Origin of the sequence: Gilliamella sp. B2824 (assembly GCF_026536245.1) — a bacterium.
GTDB lineage: Bacteria > Pseudomonadota > Gammaproteobacteria > Enterobacterales > Orbaceae > Gilliamella.
In genome coordinates, this window is sequence record NZ_JAFNON010000006.1 from 70736 (window position 1) to 88798 (window position 18063).

17 protein-coding genes are annotated in these 18063 nt (G+C 35.6%); 8 read left to right on the top strand and 9 right to left on the bottom strand.

The window, feature by feature from the left end; translation table 11 throughout:
- Window positions 1–39: 39 nt before the first annotated feature.
- Together J3U56_RS07150 and J3U56_RS07155 are read right to left on the bottom strand one after the other, a co-directional pair.
- Window positions 40–1179, bottom strand: coding sequence for an ABC transporter permease (locus tag J3U56_RS07150; RefSeq protein ID WP_065633777.1), 1140 nt, complete (start codon window positions 1177–1179; stop codon window positions 40–42).
- The gene (locus J3U56_RS07155; protein WP_267344471.1) at window positions 1161–2132 is read right to left on the bottom strand and encodes an HlyD family secretion protein; all 972 of its coding nucleotides are present in this window, start codon (window positions 2130–2132) and stop codon (window positions 1161–1163) included. Before J3U56_RS07155 ends, J3U56_RS07150 begins: the two co-directional genes overlap by 19 nt.
- A 338-nt stretch (window positions 2133–2470) precedes the next feature.
- Between J3U56_RS07155 and J3U56_RS07160 the strand changes: the two genes are divergently transcribed.
- Window positions 2471–3760 carry an NAD(P)/FAD-dependent oxidoreductase gene (locus J3U56_RS07160; protein ID WP_267334020.1) on the top strand — a complete coding sequence of 430 codons (1290 nt, stop codon included), beginning with the start codon at window positions 2471–2473 and terminating at the stop codon, window positions 3758–3760.
- Window positions 3761–3863: 103 nt separating this feature from the next.
- Window positions 3864–4463, top strand: a complete 600-nt coding sequence (locus tag J3U56_RS07165) for a YiiX family permuted papain-like enzyme (protein WP_267367190.1) — start codon at window positions 3864–3866, stop codon at window positions 4461–4463.
- A 2-nt stretch (window positions 4464–4465) separates the two neighbouring features.
- Here J3U56_RS07165 and rnhB read toward each other — a convergent pair whose 3' ends face one another.
- Genes rnhB through fabZ form a run of 4 tightly spaced genes read right to left on the bottom strand, consistent with a single transcriptional unit; the run spans window position 4466 to window position 7473 of the window.
- A complete protein-coding gene (gene rnhB / locus J3U56_RS07170) occupies window positions 4466–5056 on the bottom strand; it encodes a ribonuclease HII (RefSeq protein WP_267371127.1) in 591 nt (196 codons plus the stop codon).
- Window positions 5050–6204, bottom strand: a complete 1155-nt coding sequence (gene lpxB, locus J3U56_RS07175) for a lipid-A-disaccharide synthase (protein WP_267334023.1) — start codon at window positions 6202–6204, stop codon at window positions 5050–5052. The genes rnhB and lpxB overlap by 7 nt, the downstream gene beginning before the upstream one ends.
- Window positions 6204–6983 (bottom strand): acyl-ACP--UDP-N-acetylglucosamine O-acyltransferase, encoded by a 780-nt coding sequence (lpxA, locus tag J3U56_RS07180; protein WP_065633782.1) that lies wholly within the window; start codon window positions 6981–6983, stop codon window positions 6204–6206. The genes lpxB and lpxA overlap by 1 nt, the downstream gene beginning before the upstream one ends.
- Window positions 6984–7026: 43 nt before the next feature.
- The gene (fabZ, locus tag J3U56_RS07185; RefSeq protein ID WP_065558097.1) at window positions 7027–7473 is read right to left on the bottom strand and encodes a 3-hydroxyacyl-ACP dehydratase FabZ; all 447 of its coding nucleotides are present in this window, start codon (window positions 7471–7473) and stop codon (window positions 7027–7029) included.
- Window positions 7474–7702: 229 nt separating this feature from the next.
- Here fabZ and fkpA point away from each other — a divergent pair, with 229 nt between their 5' ends.
- The 3 genes from fkpA to tusC are packed head-to-tail and all read left to right on the top strand — an operon-like array spanning window position 7703 to window position 9256.
- Window positions 7703–8518 (top strand): FKBP-type peptidyl-prolyl cis-trans isomerase, encoded by an 816-nt coding sequence (fkpA, locus tag J3U56_RS07190; protein ID WP_267344468.1) that lies wholly within the window; start codon window positions 7703–7705, stop codon window positions 8516–8518.
- A complete protein-coding gene (gene tusD, locus J3U56_RS07195) occupies window positions 8519–8887 on the top strand; it encodes a sulfurtransferase complex subunit TusD (RefSeq protein ID WP_267334025.1) in 369 nt (122 codons plus the stop codon). It abuts the gene before it with no gap.
- A 15-nt stretch (window positions 8888–8902) separates the two neighbouring features.
- Window positions 8903–9256 carry a sulfurtransferase complex subunit TusC gene (gene tusC / locus J3U56_RS07200; RefSeq protein ID WP_267367192.1) on the top strand — a complete coding sequence of 118 codons (354 nt, stop codon included), beginning with the start codon at window positions 8903–8905 and terminating at the stop codon, window positions 9254–9256.
- Window positions 9257–9466: 210 nt separating this feature from the next.
- Here the strand turns inward: tusC and nagE are convergent, their stop codons facing one another.
- Window positions 9467–10960, bottom strand: a complete 1494-nt coding sequence (gene nagE, locus J3U56_RS07205; RefSeq protein ID WP_267334027.1) for an N-acetylglucosamine-specific PTS transporter subunit IIBC — start codon at window positions 10958–10960, stop codon at window positions 9467–9469.
- Between the two features lie 246 nt (window positions 10961–11206).
- Here nagE and nagB point away from each other — a divergent pair, with 246 nt between their 5' ends.
- From nagB to J3U56_RS07220, 3 genes are read left to right on the top strand one after another with little or no spacing between them, the layout of a single operon-like run.
- Entirely contained in the window at window positions 11207–12013 is an 807-nt protein-coding gene (nagB, locus tag J3U56_RS07210) for a glucosamine-6-phosphate deaminase (RefSeq protein ID WP_267334028.1), read from the top strand.
- Between the two features lie 11 nt (window positions 12014–12024).
- Window positions 12025–13167 carry an N-acetylglucosamine-6-phosphate deacetylase gene (gene nagA, locus J3U56_RS07215; protein WP_267334029.1) on the top strand — a complete coding sequence of 381 codons (1143 nt, stop codon included), beginning with the start codon at window positions 12025–12027 and terminating at the stop codon, window positions 13165–13167.
- 37 nt (window positions 13168–13204) lie between these two features.
- Window positions 13205–14434, top strand: a complete 1230-nt coding sequence (locus J3U56_RS07220; protein ID WP_267334030.1) for an ROK family protein — start codon at window positions 13205–13207, stop codon at window positions 14432–14434.
- Window positions 14435–14476: 42 nt separating this feature from the next.
- On the opposite strand, the gene asd is transcribed toward J3U56_RS07220, so the two are convergent.
- Both asd and J3U56_RS07230 read right to left on the bottom strand, forming a co-directional pair.
- On the bottom strand, window positions 14477–15580 hold the full coding sequence (gene asd, locus J3U56_RS07225; RefSeq protein WP_267344464.1) for an aspartate-semialdehyde dehydrogenase: 1104 nt from the start codon (window positions 15578–15580) through the stop codon (window positions 14477–14479).
- Between the two features lie 273 nt (window positions 15581–15853).
- Entirely contained in the window at window positions 15854–17935 is a 2082-nt protein-coding gene (locus tag J3U56_RS07230) for a prolyl oligopeptidase family serine peptidase (RefSeq protein ID WP_267367193.1), read from the bottom strand.
- Window positions 17936–18063 lie beyond the last annotated feature (128 nt).

The window sequence follows — 18063 nt, forward strand, 5'->3', positions numbered from 1 at the left end:
AATGAAGACCAAAATATTTTAACCACCAAATGTTTCCTCTTACTGTGAATGTAGCCGTCTAACTAAGCGTTTTCGAACTAACACTGTAATAATTATTGGGTAAATCATTAAAATACTACAGGTTTTTAGTACTGAAAGATAACTAGAATGCCGCAAAAATAGATCAAACAATTTATTTAGAGCATAGGTTAACGGCTCAAGAGATGAGATAAATCTTGCAATCCAAGGCATCGATAATTCGGGTACAACTACACCAGAATAAGTGAGTGCCAAACCAACCAAGACACCAATATAGGTGTAGGCATCTAAAGAGGTTTTGGTAAATGTGTAAAGCAAAATACCAATACTTTGTGCAGCAATAACATAAAAGAACACCACCACAATCATCGCAAAGGGTGAACCTGATACGCGAGCATGCGAAAATAGCACCAACATGGCGATTTCGAAAATGAGTAACATGGTATACCAAATGGTATAAGGTGCTAACTTACCGAGCACAAACGGATAATTTGGGCGAGTACGTTTAGGTAGCTGCGCTAAAATATGAATTGTGGTTGTGACTACAAATAGTTGTAACAAATGCACGACAGCAGAGAACTGTTGGAAGTACATCGAGTTACCGCTCGCATTAAATAGCCCATCATAATTGAAGTTAACTTTTGCCAACGTTGGAACAGGTAAGCCAACACTGGTTGCCATTGTGGTTCGATATTGAGTATTTAATGTGGCAATCAAACCTGAATAATCCATAATTGAATACAGCCCTGCACTATAATACAACGCATTATAATAAAGCATAGGCGTAGGTTGACGACCGGCTAATACGTCCGCTTCAAAATTGGGTGGAATATACAAAATGGCATAAATTTTAGCTTTTTGTAAATCACGTTCAGCAATAGAAAGTTGGCTATCATAATTGATAAGATTAGCATGTGCGCCAGCATTGAGATCGCGCACTATTTCACGTGATAAACTACTTTTGTCATTATCAATATAGCCAACTGGCAAATCAAATAATACCCCACGATGGAAGATACTACTGATTAATATGAAAATAATCAGCGGTAAAATCCACATTAACCAGTGGAAGGTAAACCGTCTAAATATGACTGGTATTTCAGCGTTAAATGCTTGTTTAAAACGCTGCCAAAAGTCTAAAATTAGTTGTCTAATTTCCATAAGGTGCTCATGCCAGCGCGTAAACCTGCAATAGGTGTAGTTGGATAAAGTCTAACTTCAAATGTTTTTAAGTCAAAGTCGCCGGTGGCACGAGTTGCGCGCTTAGTTGCGTAATCACCCATAGGCGCGATATAACGAATTTCCGCTTCAACCTCTTTATTGCCAAGTGCAGGTACTTCTAATTTAACGTGATCACCTTTGTGGATATTAGGCATAATATTTTCACGAAGATTAAATACAAAATAGGCTTCGGGTAATCGAATTATGGTTAATAATGGACTATTTGCATTAAATAACTCACCAACTTCAGCCGGGATAGAGCCAATTTCACCTTCAACTGGGGCTTTAACTTTCAAGTCATCGTATTGGATTTGTAACTGTTTAAGTTGTTCTTCTGCTTGCTTTAATTGCGCATCATAAATTTGACGTTGTTCAACTCGGTCACCATTTTTGGCTTGATCTAAATTAGCTTGCGCAGATTGAACTTGTTGAAAAGCAGCGTCGCGAGTTTTTAAAGCATTATCTAATATTGATTGAGAGACAAATCCTTTGCTTGAAATGGCTTTATTACGTTCATACTCTTTTGATGCATTGTTGTAATCTACTGTGGCTTGTTTAAGTAGTGCTTCGTAGTAACGAATACTTTCTTCCCGTGTGCCATGTTCTGAAAGTTCGACTTGCGCCTGAGCTTGATCGCGAGCCGCTTCGGCCGCTTTGACTTGCGCTAAAAGCTCAGGACTATCAAGGGTAATAACAATCTGATTTGGCTTAACATCATCGCCTCGATTGACATTGATGACTTGTACCCGACCTTTCGCTTTTGACGAGATACTGACATTAGGCGCATCAACTTCACCTTGTAATATGAGTTGATTATTGTGTGATCGAATTAAAATTGTCATTGAAATTAAAATAACAATTAATGCAATAATAATAAAAGTTCTTTTATTCATAAATTTTTTAAGAGTGACAGTAATTAGATAAGGCCTAAAGAGTTAGGATAATTGTATGCAATATGGATTTTACATACGTAAATTGTAACTATTCTTTATATTATACGAAATGTGTTTTATTTAAACAACGAAAGCACGTTCTTTGTTTAAAGAATACGTAAATATTGGCACTTTTATTGATTTTACTATTATTTTATTTGGACGATATATAAATTTCAATCATTCTAAACTACTATTTTAATAGATTTTATTTATGAATGAGATTAGTTAAAAGAAATAGATAAAAACCGACTTATTTAGTATGATATTTAAAATTGAAATACTAAGGCCTAAAATTTATGAAAAAAATAATTATTATTGGTGGTGGCGCTGGTGGTTTAGAGCTAGCGACAGACCTAGGCGATAAGCTGGGAAAAAGTAATAAAGCACAGATAACGTTGATCGATAAAAATAGTTATCATCTTTGGAAACCACTATTACATGAAGTTGCAACTGGTGTTCTTGATGAACAAGTTGATAATATTTATTACTCTTCTCAAGGGCAAGATCATGGTTTTGGATTTACTCAAGGTACGTTTACCGATATAGATCGTGATAACAAATTAGTTAAAATTATCGACAATAATAATGAAACAACGTCCCTTGCGTATGATTTTTTAGTGATAGCAATTGGTAGCACTTCTAATGATTTTGGTACGCCAGGTGTGAAAGAGCATTGTATCTTTTTAGATGATCAAAACGCGGCAATTAAGTTACGTGAAACCTTAATTTCTAAATTTACCAGTTTTTGCTCTATTATTGATGAGAGCGAAACAAAAGATGAAGATAAAATCCGTATTGCTATTGTAGGTGGTGGCGCAACAGGTGTTGAATTAGCCTCGGAGCTACCTCATATGGTTGAAACCTTCGGTGCTTGTGGGCGCAATAAAATGTGTTCTGATTTGTTAGATGTTTCGGTAATTGAAGCAACAGATCGAATTCTACCAGCCTTACCAGAAAAAACAGCGGAAAGTATTACTCAAACTTTACAAAAACGTGGTATACATGTGTTGACTAAAACCATGATTACCAAAGCTGAAAGTGACGGTTTTTACCCTAAAGAAGGGGACGAGATTAAAGCCGATATTATGATCTGGACTGCTGGTGTTAAAGCCCCTGACTTTTTAAAAGAGATTGCCGGTTTAGAATCGAGCCGCTCTAATCAATTGGTCGTCAAACCGACATTACAAACTACGCGAGATGATAGTATTTTTGTTATTGGTGATTGTGCCTATGCTATGCAAGATAACGGCCATGCATCTCCTCCTACCGCGCAAGCCGCACATCAAATGGCAAAAATATGTTATGAAAACATTGTTAACTTGTTTAATAATCAACCAATGAAGTCATTTAAATATTCTGACAAAGGTACCATAATTTCGTTGCACGATACTGCACAAGGAGTGGTTAAATTGGGCAGTAAAAGTGAAATGAGTGTTAAAGGCTTTTTAGCGTTAATGATTCATCGGTTACTTTATCGTACACATCAGGCAAGTTTGCTTGGCGTATTTAAAACCATTCGGTTTGCTAGCGCAAGTAAAGTGATGTATAAAGCTAAAGCATCGTCGATTTTTACTAACAGAGATTAGTTTTTACATAAAAACATATAGCTACTTATAAGAATAAAAATTATAAGTAGCTATTTTTTTATATAATTTCAGCTAATGAGTTTAGCTGTTTGGGTTTTTATTGATGCATTTTGTTTCTGTACTGGTGTTATTATTAACCAGTTTTATTTGTGTTGCTGACTACAAACCTCAAGATGGGGATATTATCTTTCAATTCTCTCAATCCCGTCAAAGTCTTGCTGTTCAACAAGCTACTAACTCACCTTATAGTCATATGGGAATAATTTTTATTAAAAATGGAAAACCTTATGTCTTTGAAGCGGCAAATAAAGTGGTCTATACACCGTTTGAGAAATGGATAAATCGAGGAAAAAACAGAAAATATATAATTAAACGTCTAAAAGATCACCCTTTATCACAGCAAGAAATTTCTCATTTAAAACAAGTTGCTCATTCATTTGAAAATAAGCCTTACGATATTTGGTTTGGTTGGGACGATACATATATTTATTGCTCAGAATTAGTTTGGAAAATTTATGACCGAGCATTAGCGTTGAAAATTGGACAATTACAAAGAATTAAAGATTTTAATCTGTCAGCACCAGCAGTTAAACAAAAATTGAAAGAGCGCTATGGGAATAATATTCCTTATCAAGAAAAAGTGATTTCGCCTGTCGCTATGTTTAACTCGCCATTATTGGTTACTGTTGATAAGCATTGGTAGTGTTAAACTAACAGTAATTTTTTTATCGGAGCAAAGCTTTTTCGGTATAAGTGATTAATACCGTGCGCTTCAATGGCAATTAAATGGGCTTTAGTTGGATAACCTTTATGCTGAGCCAGTCCATATTGTGGATACAATTTGTCTAATTCAACCATTTCACGATCACGCGTCACTTTTGCAAGAATTGACGCAGCACTAATTTCAGCAACAAGTAAATCACCTTTAACCACGGCTTGTGTTTGAATGCCGAATTTAGGACAACGGTTACCATCTACCAAAACAAAATTGGGTTTAATCGATAATCCATCTACAGCTCGTTGCATAGCTAACATGGTAGCGTGTAAAATGTTTAACTTGTCTATTTCTTCAACAGATGCCCTTGCAACACACCAAGCTAATGCATTTTCTTTAATAATGTCAAATAGTTGTTCGCGTTTTTTTTCTGACAGTTTTTTGGAGTCTGTTAATCCCTTAATCGGTTTATTGGGATCTAAAATAACCGCCGCGGTAACGACATCCCCGCATAATGGTCCTCGTCCAACTTCATCAACACCGGCAATTAATGTGGCATCAGGGTAGGTAAATTCTAACAACAAGGTGAGTCCTCTAAAACATCAAGTACTGCTTGAGCGGCTTGTTCATCGGCATTACAACGAATTTGCTTATGTAACGATAAAAAGGTTGCTTTCAATTCTGTATTATCACTCTCTAAGAGAGGAATAACGTGATTAGCGATATTTTCGGGTGTACAGTCATGCTGAAGTAATTCAGGTACAATCGCTTTACCGGCTAAAATGTTAGGTAATGAAACATAAGGAGTTTTGATTAATTTTTTAGCTAGCCAAAACGTAAAGGCTTTCATTTTATACCCAACCACCATTGGGCATTTAGCCAACATACATTCTAAAGCAACCGTTCCTGATGCCAAAATAGCTGCATTACTTGCAATCATTGCTTCACGCGCCTGACCATCGAATAATTGAACCTTAAGATTAGGGGCGATTTGTGCTTTGATTTGTTCAAACTCTTGTCGCCTTTTTGCATTTGCTAAAGGTACAACAATATGTAAATCTGGAAAACGTTGCTCTAGCAACTGAGCAGCTTGTAAAAAAGGCGCCGATAATAGCGTGACTTCAGCATGACGGCTTCCCGGCAGTAGCGCTAAACAACGACTATTAAGTGGGATACCTAATTGTTGGCGCATTGCGAATTGATCGGGTATTAAAGGGATATCATCCGCCATTTTATGACCAATAAAACGACACGGCACATCAAACTTATCATAAAACGCTTTTTCGAACGGTAAAAAGACCAAAATCAGATTTGTATTACGTTTAATCTTAAACACGCGTTTTTGCTTCCATGCCCAAACTGATGGGCTCACATAATGTATGGTTTTAATACCGGCTTGTTTTAGCCTACCTTCTAAAGAGAGATTAAAGTCAGGGGCATCAATACCAATAAAAACATCTGGTTTAAGGGCGATTAAGCGTTTAGTGATATCTTGGCGGATGGATAAAATGCGGCGCAATCTTCCTAATACTTCGACAATTCCCATTACCGATAACTCATCCATTTCATACCAAGCTTGACAACCTTCGGCTTGCATTTTGGGGCCAGCGATACCGATAAATTGAATATTGGGATGAAGTTTTCTTAAAGCGCAGATTAGACCTGCGCCAAGAATATCGCCAGAGGTTTCGCCGGCAACTAAAGCGACAGTAAAGGGCTTATCTGCCATTAACGAATCATGCCACGTGTTGAGCGCGCAAAAAAGTCGACAAATAATTGTACTTCTGGATGCTGTTTTGCGAGTGTTTCAATTTCTATTTTAGCTTCATCTAAACTTAATCCGTTTCGATAAAGAATTTTGTAGCTATTACGAATGGCTTGTAGCGCTTCTTTACTAAATCCACGGCGTTTTAAACCTTCATAATTAACACCATGCGGAGTGGCATGATTACCTTGGGCAATCACATAAGGGGGGACATCTTGCGCAACACCTGAACAGCCACCTACCATTACGTGTGATCCTATTACACAAAATTGGTGTACAGCTGTCATACCACCAATAATGACATAATCGTCTAATTGAACATGCCCACCAAGTGTTGCATTGTTGGCTAAAATGCAATGATTTCCAATATGGCAATCGTGTGCAATATGGGCATTTATCATAAATAAATTATCACTGCCAATACGCGTTAACTCACCACCTTGAACCGTTCCTCGATGGATAGTCACACTTTCACGAATCATATTACGATCGCCAATTTCGGTGCGAGTTGGCTCACCTCGATATTTTAAATCTTGATTAACTTCACCGATTGAAGCAAATTGATAAATTTGATTATCGTTACCAATTTTAGTATGACCATTGATGACAACATGTGATTTTAAAAAAGTCCCATTGCCAATTTCAACATTTTCACCAATAAAGCAAAAAGGTCCAATTTTGACGTTATCGCCAATTTTTGCGCCTTTTTCAATTACTGAACTTGGGTGTATTTCCGTTGCCATAGCAGTTCCTTAATACTGTTTTAGGGATATTTTAAAAACCAAGTTATTTACGAGCACACATCATTTCTGCTTCGCAAACCAACTTGCCATCAACAGTTGCAACTCCATGGAATAGTGCAATACCACGACGTTCTTTAATATATTCAACATCAAGCACGATTTGATCGCCTGGTACAACCGGTCTTTTAAAGCGCGCTTTATCAATTGATGCAAAATAATAAAGTTGTCCTGGTGATAACTCTTCAATACTTTTAAACGCTAAAATTCCCGTAGCTTGTGCCATAGCTTCTAAAATTAATACGCCAGGAAAAATCGGTTTATTTGGAAAGTGACCTTGGAAGAAAGGTTCATTAACTGTGACATTTTTAATCGCTTTTAATGTTTTACCTTTTTCATAACTAATTACCCGATCAACCATTAAAAATGGATAACGATGAGGTAATAAACTGATGATTTCTTCAATATCAAGGGTATTAAGTTCGGTAGTCAAAATAGCTATCCTTTTACATTATTTTCTATAAATTTTGTATATTATAACTGAGGATGCCACTATCACTCAAGGATGATTTAAATCCCCCGTTTTGTTTAACTATAGCTATTATTGCTATATTAATAATAGTTTTATTAAATAAATGATCTGTAAATACTATATTATCCTATATCAAATCATATATAATAATCTGAAATTTAGCTAAAAAGTTCCTAACTTGGAGAGTAGTATGAAATCATTGATTAAAATGACGTTAGTAAGTAGTGCAATTGTATTGGCTTTGGTTGGCTGTGATGATAAAAAAACATCTCAAGAAAAAACACAGTCAGGAACAGATAAAATTACCATTTCAAATGATGCACAAAAAGAAGCTTATGCTTTGGGTTCATCATTTGCAACTTACATGAAAGCAAATTTAGAACAAAATCAAATTAAAGCCGACCAAGATTATATCATTAGTGGCTTTAATGAAACTTTCCGTGATGCATCTCAACTTTCAAAAGATGAAGTAAAAAATGTTTTAGAAGCATTCGGTAAACGTATTCAAGAAGAAAGTAAAGCGCGTTTTGAAAAAGAAAAAGCCGATAATACTGCCGCTGGTGATAAATTCCGTGCAGATTTTGCTAAACAAGATGGCGTTAAACAAACTAAGTCTGGATTACTTTATCAAATTCTTAAAGAAGGTTCAGATCGTCATCCAACTGCCGATGACACCGTTATTGTTCACTATACTGGAACATTAACCGATGGACGTAAATTCGATAGTTCTTATGACCGTGGCGAAACAGCAACATTCCCATTAAGCGGAGTTATTAAAGGTTGGACAGAAGGAATTCAATTAATTGGTGTTGGTGGTAAAATTAAGTTGGTTGTGCCGCCTGATTTAGCTTATGGTGATCAAAGCTTCCCTGGACAAGGTGATAAAGCTTCAATTCAACCTGGTTCAACATTAATTTTTGAAGTTGAATTACTTGGTATCGATAATGGTGATGCTAATAGCGAAAACCAAAATACTCAATCAGCCCAACCAAAGGCAACAAACTAATTGAGTAATTCATTAAGTTACACTCTTGTTGTTTTGGGTCCTGCTTATGGGACCCAATCTGCTTATTGTGCCTATCAATTTGCTCAATCACTGTTAAGCCAAACTTCTTATCGTATTGAAAATATCTTTTTCTATGGCGATGGCGTGTATAATGCTAACGATTATACCGATCCGGCAAATGATGAATTTAATTTAATTTCAGCTTGGCAACAATTAGCAGAAAAATATGCATTAAAGTTAGGTGTTTGTGTCGCTGCTGCACAAAGGCGAGGTGTGACTAAAAATAATCTTGCACAATATTTTGAATTAACTGGGCTTGGAGAGCTAAGTGAATCCATGGCGACTTCAGATCGGACTATTCAATTTTAACTTAAGGTTATTACAATGAAGAAAATTACCATTATTATTAGCGCTTTACCTCATGGTGATGCTAAAGGTCGGGAAGCACTTGATATTGCACTTGCTGCATCGGCTATAAACGCTATTTCGGTACTATTTATTGATGATGGGGTATTTCATTTATTGCCAAATCAGTATCCTGATAAAATTTTAATGCGCGATTATATTGCTACTTTTAACCTGTTAGAGCTTTATGATATTGATGATGTTTATGTTTGTCAGTCTGCGTTAAACTCACGAAATCTGACTAATATCAACTTAAATATTCCGCATAAGGTGCTTGATGCACCATCTTTAAAACAATTATTAGCTAGTCAAGATGTGGTTTTACGGTTTTAATTATTAAAACTAAAAACACAAATCAGTTTTAACTCTACCCTCTGTTTAGATCTTTTTTACTTCTATTTGATATATTGAATGTGTATGGATGTTTTTATAACAAAATACTAATGATATAAGTTATTAATCCAACCTATTACTTTGCTAACCTCAGCCATAGGTTGGATTATTGTTATTAAAATAACTTATAGAAATTGAGTCATAACTCGATTAAACCAATTTTTTCATTTGGTCGGCAATTTTTTCAGCTTGCTGTCCAACCACAATTTGCACGCCTGTTTTACCTAATTTGATTACTGCCATTGCACCAAGTGCTTTTGCTGCTTGTTCATCAATTAAGTCAGAATCATTAACACTTAGGCGTAAACGAGTAATACATGAGTCGATATTGGTTAAGTTCTCTTTACCACCAACAACAAGTAAATATTGCTGTGCAAGTTGAGATGCATCGCTAATAGCAAGTCCTGATTGTGAATTTTGGCTATTTGTTGTTACTGTTTCATCATCTTCACGACCCGGTGTTTTAAGATTGAATTTAACAATCACAAAACGGAATACAACATAGTAGACAACAAAGAACACTAAACCTTGTAATATCAACATATACCAATGTACAGCTAAAGGATTGCGGCTGGATAACAGCATATCGATTAAACCTGCACTAAAGCCAAAGCCAGCTATCCATTGCATGGTTGCAGCGATAAATAGTGAAATTCCAGTCAAAATAGCATGGATCACATAAAGTAAAGGTGCTACAAACATAAAAGCAAATTCTAAAGGTTCAGTAACCCCAGTGAAAAATGCGGCAAATGAAGCGGCTAACATGATCGATGCGGTTTTATCTTTATTGCCTTTCTTAGCTGTATGATACATGGCTAATGCTGCCCCCGGTAAACCAAACATCATAATTGGGAAGAAACCTGCTTGATAGCGACCGGTAATACCAATGGTTGCTAATCCATCATCAATTGATTTTTGTCCACCAAGGAAGGTTGGTATATCATTGATGCCAGCCACATCAAACCAAAATACCGAGTTAAGTGCGTGGTGTAAGCCGACCGGAATTAACAAACGGTTAAAGAAGCCATAAATACCCGCTCCAATAGAGCCTAAATCTTTAATGTATTTACCAAAAGCAACTAATGCATCATAAATAGATGGCCATATAAAATATAAAACAGCAGAAACTAATAGCATCACGATAGAAACAATAATAGGAACTAATCGTTTACCACTAAAAAAAGCTAACGCTTTATGTAATTCAACAGAACTGAATCGGTTATATAATTCAGCTGCAATAATGCCAACTAAAATACCAACAAACTGATTATTAATTTTTTTAAACGCAGGGGAAATTTGTGATTGCCAACCATCAACACTGGTATCAATACCATTAAATAATGCAATAGAACTTGGTGAAAGTAATGTTGTGACAACTAAAAAACCGACTAATCCAGATAATGCAGCTGCACCATCTTTATCTTTAGACATACCATAAGCAACACCTATAGCAAAGAGGATTGGCATGTTTTCAATAATTGCACCACCAGATTTTATTAAAAAGGCAGCAATAATGCTATTTTGTCCCCAACCATTTGGATCAATCCAGTAGCCTATACCAAGCAGTATTGCCGCCGCAGGTAATACTGCCACCGGCACCATTAATGAACGCCCAATGCGTTGTAAATACGCTAAAATTCCCATAAGTTAACCTCATATATTGTTAAACAATATCTAAAAAAGTTAAGTTAAAAACAGTTGTTAGATATTAGTTGTTATTTTTTTATATTTGATATTATATTATTTTACTTCGCAAATTAATTATTTGCTTTTTGTGATTTTTGTCACTAATTTTTTTGATTAAATACTTTAATATAGTAAAATATAGTCAACATATTTTACTTTAAAAAAAAAGAAGTTATTTTATTATATCAGAAGAGGTAGTAGCACATGAGACTTATTCCTTTAGAAAATGCGCAACAAGTTGGCGCTTGGGTGGCACAGCGTATTGTTAATAAAATTAATCAATTTAAACCGACAGCGGATCGTCCGTTTTTATTAGGTTTACCAACGGGAAGTTCACCTTTAGTTATGTATCAACAATTAATCAAACATTATCAAGCAGGTCATGTCAGTTTTAAACACGTTGTGACCTTTAATATGGATGAATATGTTGGGTTACCGGAAGATCACCCTCAAAGTTACCATACTTTTATGCATGAAAACTTTTTTGATCATATTGATATCGATAAAAATAATATCAATATTTTAAATGGTAATGCTCCTGATATCGATGCAGAATGTCGTCAATATGAAGAAAAAATTAAAGCTTATGGTAAAATTAATATCTTTGTTGGTGGGGTGGGTCAAGATGGACATATTGCATTTAACGAACCAGGCTCTTCACTTTGTTCAAGAACACGGATTAAAACTTTAACTGAAGATACCATTATTGCTAATTCTCGCTTTTTTAATAATGATAAAAATCAAGTACCAAAACACGCACTGACTATTGGTGTTGCAACATTAATGGATGCACAAGAGGTAATTTTACTTGTTTGTGGTCATAATAAGAGTTTAGCACTACAAGCCGGTGTTGAAGGTTCAATTAATCATTTATGGACTGTGACTGCATTACAAATGCACCCAGCATCAATTATTGTTTGTGATGAGCCAAGTACTGATGATCTTAAAGTCAAAACCTTAAAATATTTTAAACAGATGGAAGCAGATAATCTTAAAATAACTGTTTTATAAAGGATAACTCAATGTACGCATTAACAAATTGTCGTATTTATACTGGTTATGAAATTCTTGAAAATCACGCCGTTATTATTGACGGCGATAAGATTAGCAAAGTTTGTAAACAAGAACAATTGCCAGCTGGCATCACTATTGACGATTTACAAGGTGCTATTGTTGCACCGGGTCTTATTGATATTCAAGTCAATGGCTGTGGCGGGGTGCAGTTTAATGAAACACTTGATGCTTTGAGTGTGAAAACACTAGAAGCAATGCAAGCAACAAACCTTGTTCATGGTTGTACCAGTTATTTACCGACTTTGATTACTTCAACAGATGAATTTATGATAAAAGCGGTGAATGTTATGCGTGAATATTTAGCCACGCATCCTAACCAAGCTTTGGGATTACATCTTGAAGGACCTTATATCAATCCAGAAAAGAAAGGTATTCATGATCCTAATATTATTCGTCAACCGTCGCAAAAAATGATTGATTTTCTTTGCGAAAATGCTGATGTGATTAAAATTATTACCCTGGCACCAGAAAAAGTTGAAAGTCATTTTATTCAACAGTTGGTTAATGCAGGTATTCATGTATCAGTAGGTCATTCTAATGCGCATTATGATGATTGTCGTCGAGGATTTAATGACGGTATTCGTTTAGGCACGCATCTATTTAATGCTATGCCTTATATTTCTGGGCGAGAACCGGGTGTAGTTGGTGCGATTTATGATGAACCAGAGGTTTACGTCGGCATTATTGCTGATGGTCATCATGTGAGCTGGGCTAATATTCGTAATAGCCATAAAATAAAGCAAGATCATTTAATTTTAATAACTGATGCGATGTTACTTGCTGGTTCAAATTTAACTTCGGGCGTGTTTGCTGGAAAAACTATCTATTATAAAGATGGGCGTTGCGTTGATGAAAATGGCACATTAGGTGGATCAGCCCTAACCATGATTGAGGCGGTAAAAAACGCAGTTGAATATGTAGGCATTGCATTGGATGAGGCATTAAGAATGGCAACGCTTTATCCCGCAAAAGCCATAGGTGTCGATAAACAACTGGGTACAATTAATGCAGGTAAAATAGCCAATCTTGTTGTTTTTAATCGTGACTTTAGAATAATTAAAACGGTTGTTAATGGGGTGATGACCCGCTAGAATGTCAGATAACGAATGAAATTATCTGAGTTAATTTATGACATTTAATTATCTGAACTTAGTTGGCAATGCTGAGCTAATCAAGCAACTTAATTATGCAATGATTTATCGTTTGATTGTTCAGCAAGCGCCAATTTCTCGAATACAACTTGCTGAAATTAGCCACTTAGCTCCAGCAAGTATCACAAAAATTACCCGCCAACTACTTAAAAATAAATTGATTAAAGAAGTTGATGCACAACAATCAACAGGTGGGCGTCCAGCTGTTTCTATACAAGCTAAGTTTAGTTATTATCAAACTATTGGCGTACAATTAAGTCGTTCACATGTTACCATTGAACTTTATGATTTAGGTGCGCATAGTATAGCGTTAGAGGTTTATCCGTTAACCGATTTTACTGAGCAAGAAGTGCAAGACTATCTTGTTGCTTTACTCAAAGAATTTATTCATAAAAATAGTAAAAAAGTGAAACGCCTGATAGCCATAGCGGTCGTACTTCCTGGTTTGATCGACTCTGTACGCGGTATTGTTCGATACGCTCCGCATATTCAAGTTAAAGAGTGGCATTTAGGTGATGTATTACATCGTGAGTTTAATGTCACTATCTTTTTAGGCAATGATATTCAAAGTTTAGCGCTTGCTGAAAGTTACTTTGGCACCACACAAGATGTCGATGATTCAATATTGATACGGGTTCATCGAGGAGTAGGATCAGGCGTAATTGTTAATCAACAATTATTAACCAATCACAACCAAAGTGCTTGTGAAGTGGGTCATATTCAGGTCGATACACTAGGGGAACGTTGTCATTGTGGTAATTTTGGTTGTTTAGAAAATCGCGTCGTAAATAACGCTATAGAGCGCCGAGCTAAACAGATGATCGAACAAGGTTATCCGACTAAATTAACGCTTACTGAGTGTAATATTGCAAATATTTGCAGTTGTGCCAATCAAGGCGATGAGCTAGCTATTAAATTAGTTAAAGACGCGGGTGAAAATTTGGGGCGAGCTGTCGCAATTATGGTAAATATATTTAACCCACAACGTATTGTACTCGCAGGGGAATTAATTAAATCACCCGAAATATTGTTACATGCTGTAAATAGTGCATTGAATGCTCAAAGTTTAGAGGGATTAAGAAAAAACCTCACCATTAATTGTTCAGTGTTAAATGATTGTTCAGCTATAGGCGCTTTTGCTCTTATTCAACAAGCATTATTTAATGGTTCGTTGTTAATGACATTAGTTGAAGATAGTGAACAATAGTTTTTTGATGATAAAAAAAGCCCGAGGGTTCGGGCTTTTTTATTAGGCTAAAATCCGTAACATTCTTCTTAATGGTTCTGCCGCGCCCCATAATAGTTGGTCGCCAACGGTAAATGCTGATAAATAGTCTTTACCCATATTAAGTTTACGTAAACGTCCAACTGGTGTTGTTAACGTACCAGTAACGGCAGCTGGTGTTAATTCTCGCATTGAAATTTCACGATCATTAGGTACCACTTTTACCCAATCATTATGTGCAGCTAATAATTTTTCAACTTCTGGCACGCTGATATCTTTGTTTAATTTAATCGTGAATGATTGACTGTGGCAACGTAGAGCGCCAATTCGAACACAAAGTCCATCAACAGGGATAATTTGGCTGGTTCCTAAAATCTTATTGGTTTCAGCTTGGCCTTTCCACTCTTCTTTACTTTGGCCATTATCCAGTGCTTTATCGATCCAAGGAATCAAGCTACCGGCTAAAGGCACACCAAAATTATCGGTAGGTAAGCTTCCATCGCGCATTTTTTGTGTGACTTTACGTTCGATATCTAAAATTGAAGAATGCGGATCTTGCAATTCTTTAGCAACTTCGGCATTTAGCATTCCCATTTGGGTTAACAGTTCACGCATATGACGTGCACCACCGCCAGATGCTGCTTGATAAGTTGAGACTGATACCCAATCTATCAAGTTTTCAGCAAATAAACCACCTAAAGACATTAGCATTAAACTGACGGTACAGTTACCACCAACAAAGGTTTTAATGCCTTTATCTAGAGCTGCGTGGATATTCGCTTTGTTAACGGGATCAAGCACAATAACAGCATCATCTTCCATACGTAAAGTTGATGCAGCATCAATCCAGTAGCCTTGCCAGCCTGTCGCGCGTAGTTTTGAATAGATTTGGGAAGTGTAATCACCCCCTTGGCAGGTGACAATAATGTCTAATGCTTTTAGTGCATCAATATTATCTGCACGTTGTAACGTGCCTGTTTTTCCACCAAAAGTTGGCGCAGCAGCACCAGCTTGAGAAGTTGAGAAAAAAACAGGGTTAATATAATCAAAATCGTGTTCTTCAACCATACGTTGCATCAGAACAGAACCCACCATTCCACGCCATCCGACAAAACCAACATTTTTCATAATTTATTTCCAAAAAGTAGATGTTATATAAATAGTCACTTTTACTATTAAAGCAAAATATCATCATAAATCAAAGTAAGATAAGAATTATTTTTTTAGATTATGAAAAGATAACAGCGAATTATATAAAACTATTGTTATTTAAATTACTAGCTAGTTTTTATTGATGTCCGTTACCTATTCTTTTTTTACAATGATAAGTGCGCTTAAGTAACCTATTTGATGATAAAGATTGTCATAAATAATATTTACTTTAACGTTAGCCATTTTTAATTATGGTGTTGGCATGGTTTGCCAAATAAAAAACTCGACAGTATTGAGAAAATTATCCAAAAAATGCCCTTCATATTGATCTGCAATAACGAATACCTGCTGTTTTTTGCTATGGTTTATCGCATTAAGACGAGCAATAAATTTAGCACTTTGCCATGGTGCGACACGTTCATCTTTCAAACCTAGTGAAATCATAACCGGTGGATACGTAACATTATCTTTTAAGTTTAAATAGGCATCTATTTTAGATAAATCATTTAACTGTTTTGCGTTTAATGGCGAACCAAACTCGGCAAAATTTGCGTTGCCAATGGCGATGTTATCTAATCGGCTCATATTTAACATACCCACATTAATTGATGCCGCAGCAAAAAGTTCAGGATGTTTAGCTAATGCCATGCCAATTATAATACCACCCGCACTTTCACCGCTGATAACTAGCTTAGATGGTTGGGTAATATGATGATTAATCAAATATTGTGCGCATTTTATAAAGTCATCAACTGAGTTTTGTTTATTCGCTAAGCTACCGCCAATATGCCAATTTTTGCCTAATTCTCCACCGCCTCGAACGTGAGCAATTGCAATTATTCCACCTCTTTCAAGCCAAATTAAACGTGTTGCATCAAAAAAAGCGAGCTGACTTACACCATATGCGCCATAGGTCGTTAACCATGTAGGAGCAGTACCATCATATTTGATCCCTTTAGGATGAATAATCGTCATGGGAATGAGTGTGCCATCGCTTGATTTTATCCATTGTTGTTCAGCCTCATAGTTGGCAAACGAAAAAGCACTGGGATTAATCATTTTTGTATCTTGAATTAACCCATTATCAGGATCATAACTAAATATTTTGGGTGGGACAGTCCAATTTTGAGCAGTAAATAATATTTCTTTGCGATCTGCGTTACTAAAAATGGCCGTTACTTCTTCATTATTGGCAAGTGGAATCAATTTAACATGATGAGTGTCAGCAAAAGGGATAGTTACAAAGTAGGGGATTGTTGACTCATGATAAGCTAAGTAAATAGCATCTTTGCTTGCGGCAAATTGGGTCAATTCTCCATTTTGCCATGCCATAATTTTTTCTTCTGGTTGGCCATTCTTATTTAGATTCACGCGCGAAATAGTATAACCAGACAAATCATTATATTTAGCTAAATATAACCAATCATCTTTCAGAATAAAATTGGTCACATTTTGTTTTCTATCGATGATTTTTTGCCAATGAGCATTGTTTTTTTGAAGATCATCATAAGGTGTTATATACAAATCGATACTATAACCCGATATAGAAGGTGAGACCGAAGCAATAGCCCAATTTGACGAAAAGGATAATGAAGTGTTTTGATCAGTAAAGGGGTTATAATCGGATATCTGGCCAGTACCAAATATTAAAACATCATTTTGTCTATTTGCGTTTAAATAGTGACGATAGACCTCTTCTGTGCCGGATTTTTGACTATTGTGTTGATATCTATCATTTCTTTTATAAAAAAAAGATAAATTATCTTTAGACCAAATGATACTTGGATCTGATATACCGGTTATATCATCGTTAAGATGTGATTTGGTCTTTACATTAATAATTTTTATTGATGATATCTCAGCACCATTTTCATAAATGCTATAAGCAATATATTGACCATCATGTGAAGGATAAAAGTCATATATACCATAGCCAATAGGGGGATCGATTAATACTTTTTCATTATTGAAGCGATCTTTAACAAAAAGACGATTATACGGATGATCTGCTGTTTGTTTAAAATAAAAACAATTATCGCCTACGTATTGAATATCAGATATTCTAGGTTCAGCGCCAAAATCTGTTAACTCATCAAACCGCTGACTCACTGTTTTTTGCCAAGGTAACGCATTTAGTGTTTTGACAGTACGTTCAGATTCAGACAATAACCAATTATTGATTAACTGTGGTTGATTTTCCATCCAACGATATTTATCGTTCGTGTCGATTTGTTTTAATGTTAATTCATTATTAGTTTTACAACAGCTACAAATACTACTTAATAATAGAATCAATATGATGATAGCTGTTTTATCTTTGAATATAGTCAAATTTGCCTACCTATTTATTCGATGATCAATGTAAGGCTTTAAATAGAAAGGTATTACTCGTAATGGATAAAAGCAAATATAATTTTATTTGCGTTAAAAATATATTTGCCTTATTAAAGTTAAATTAA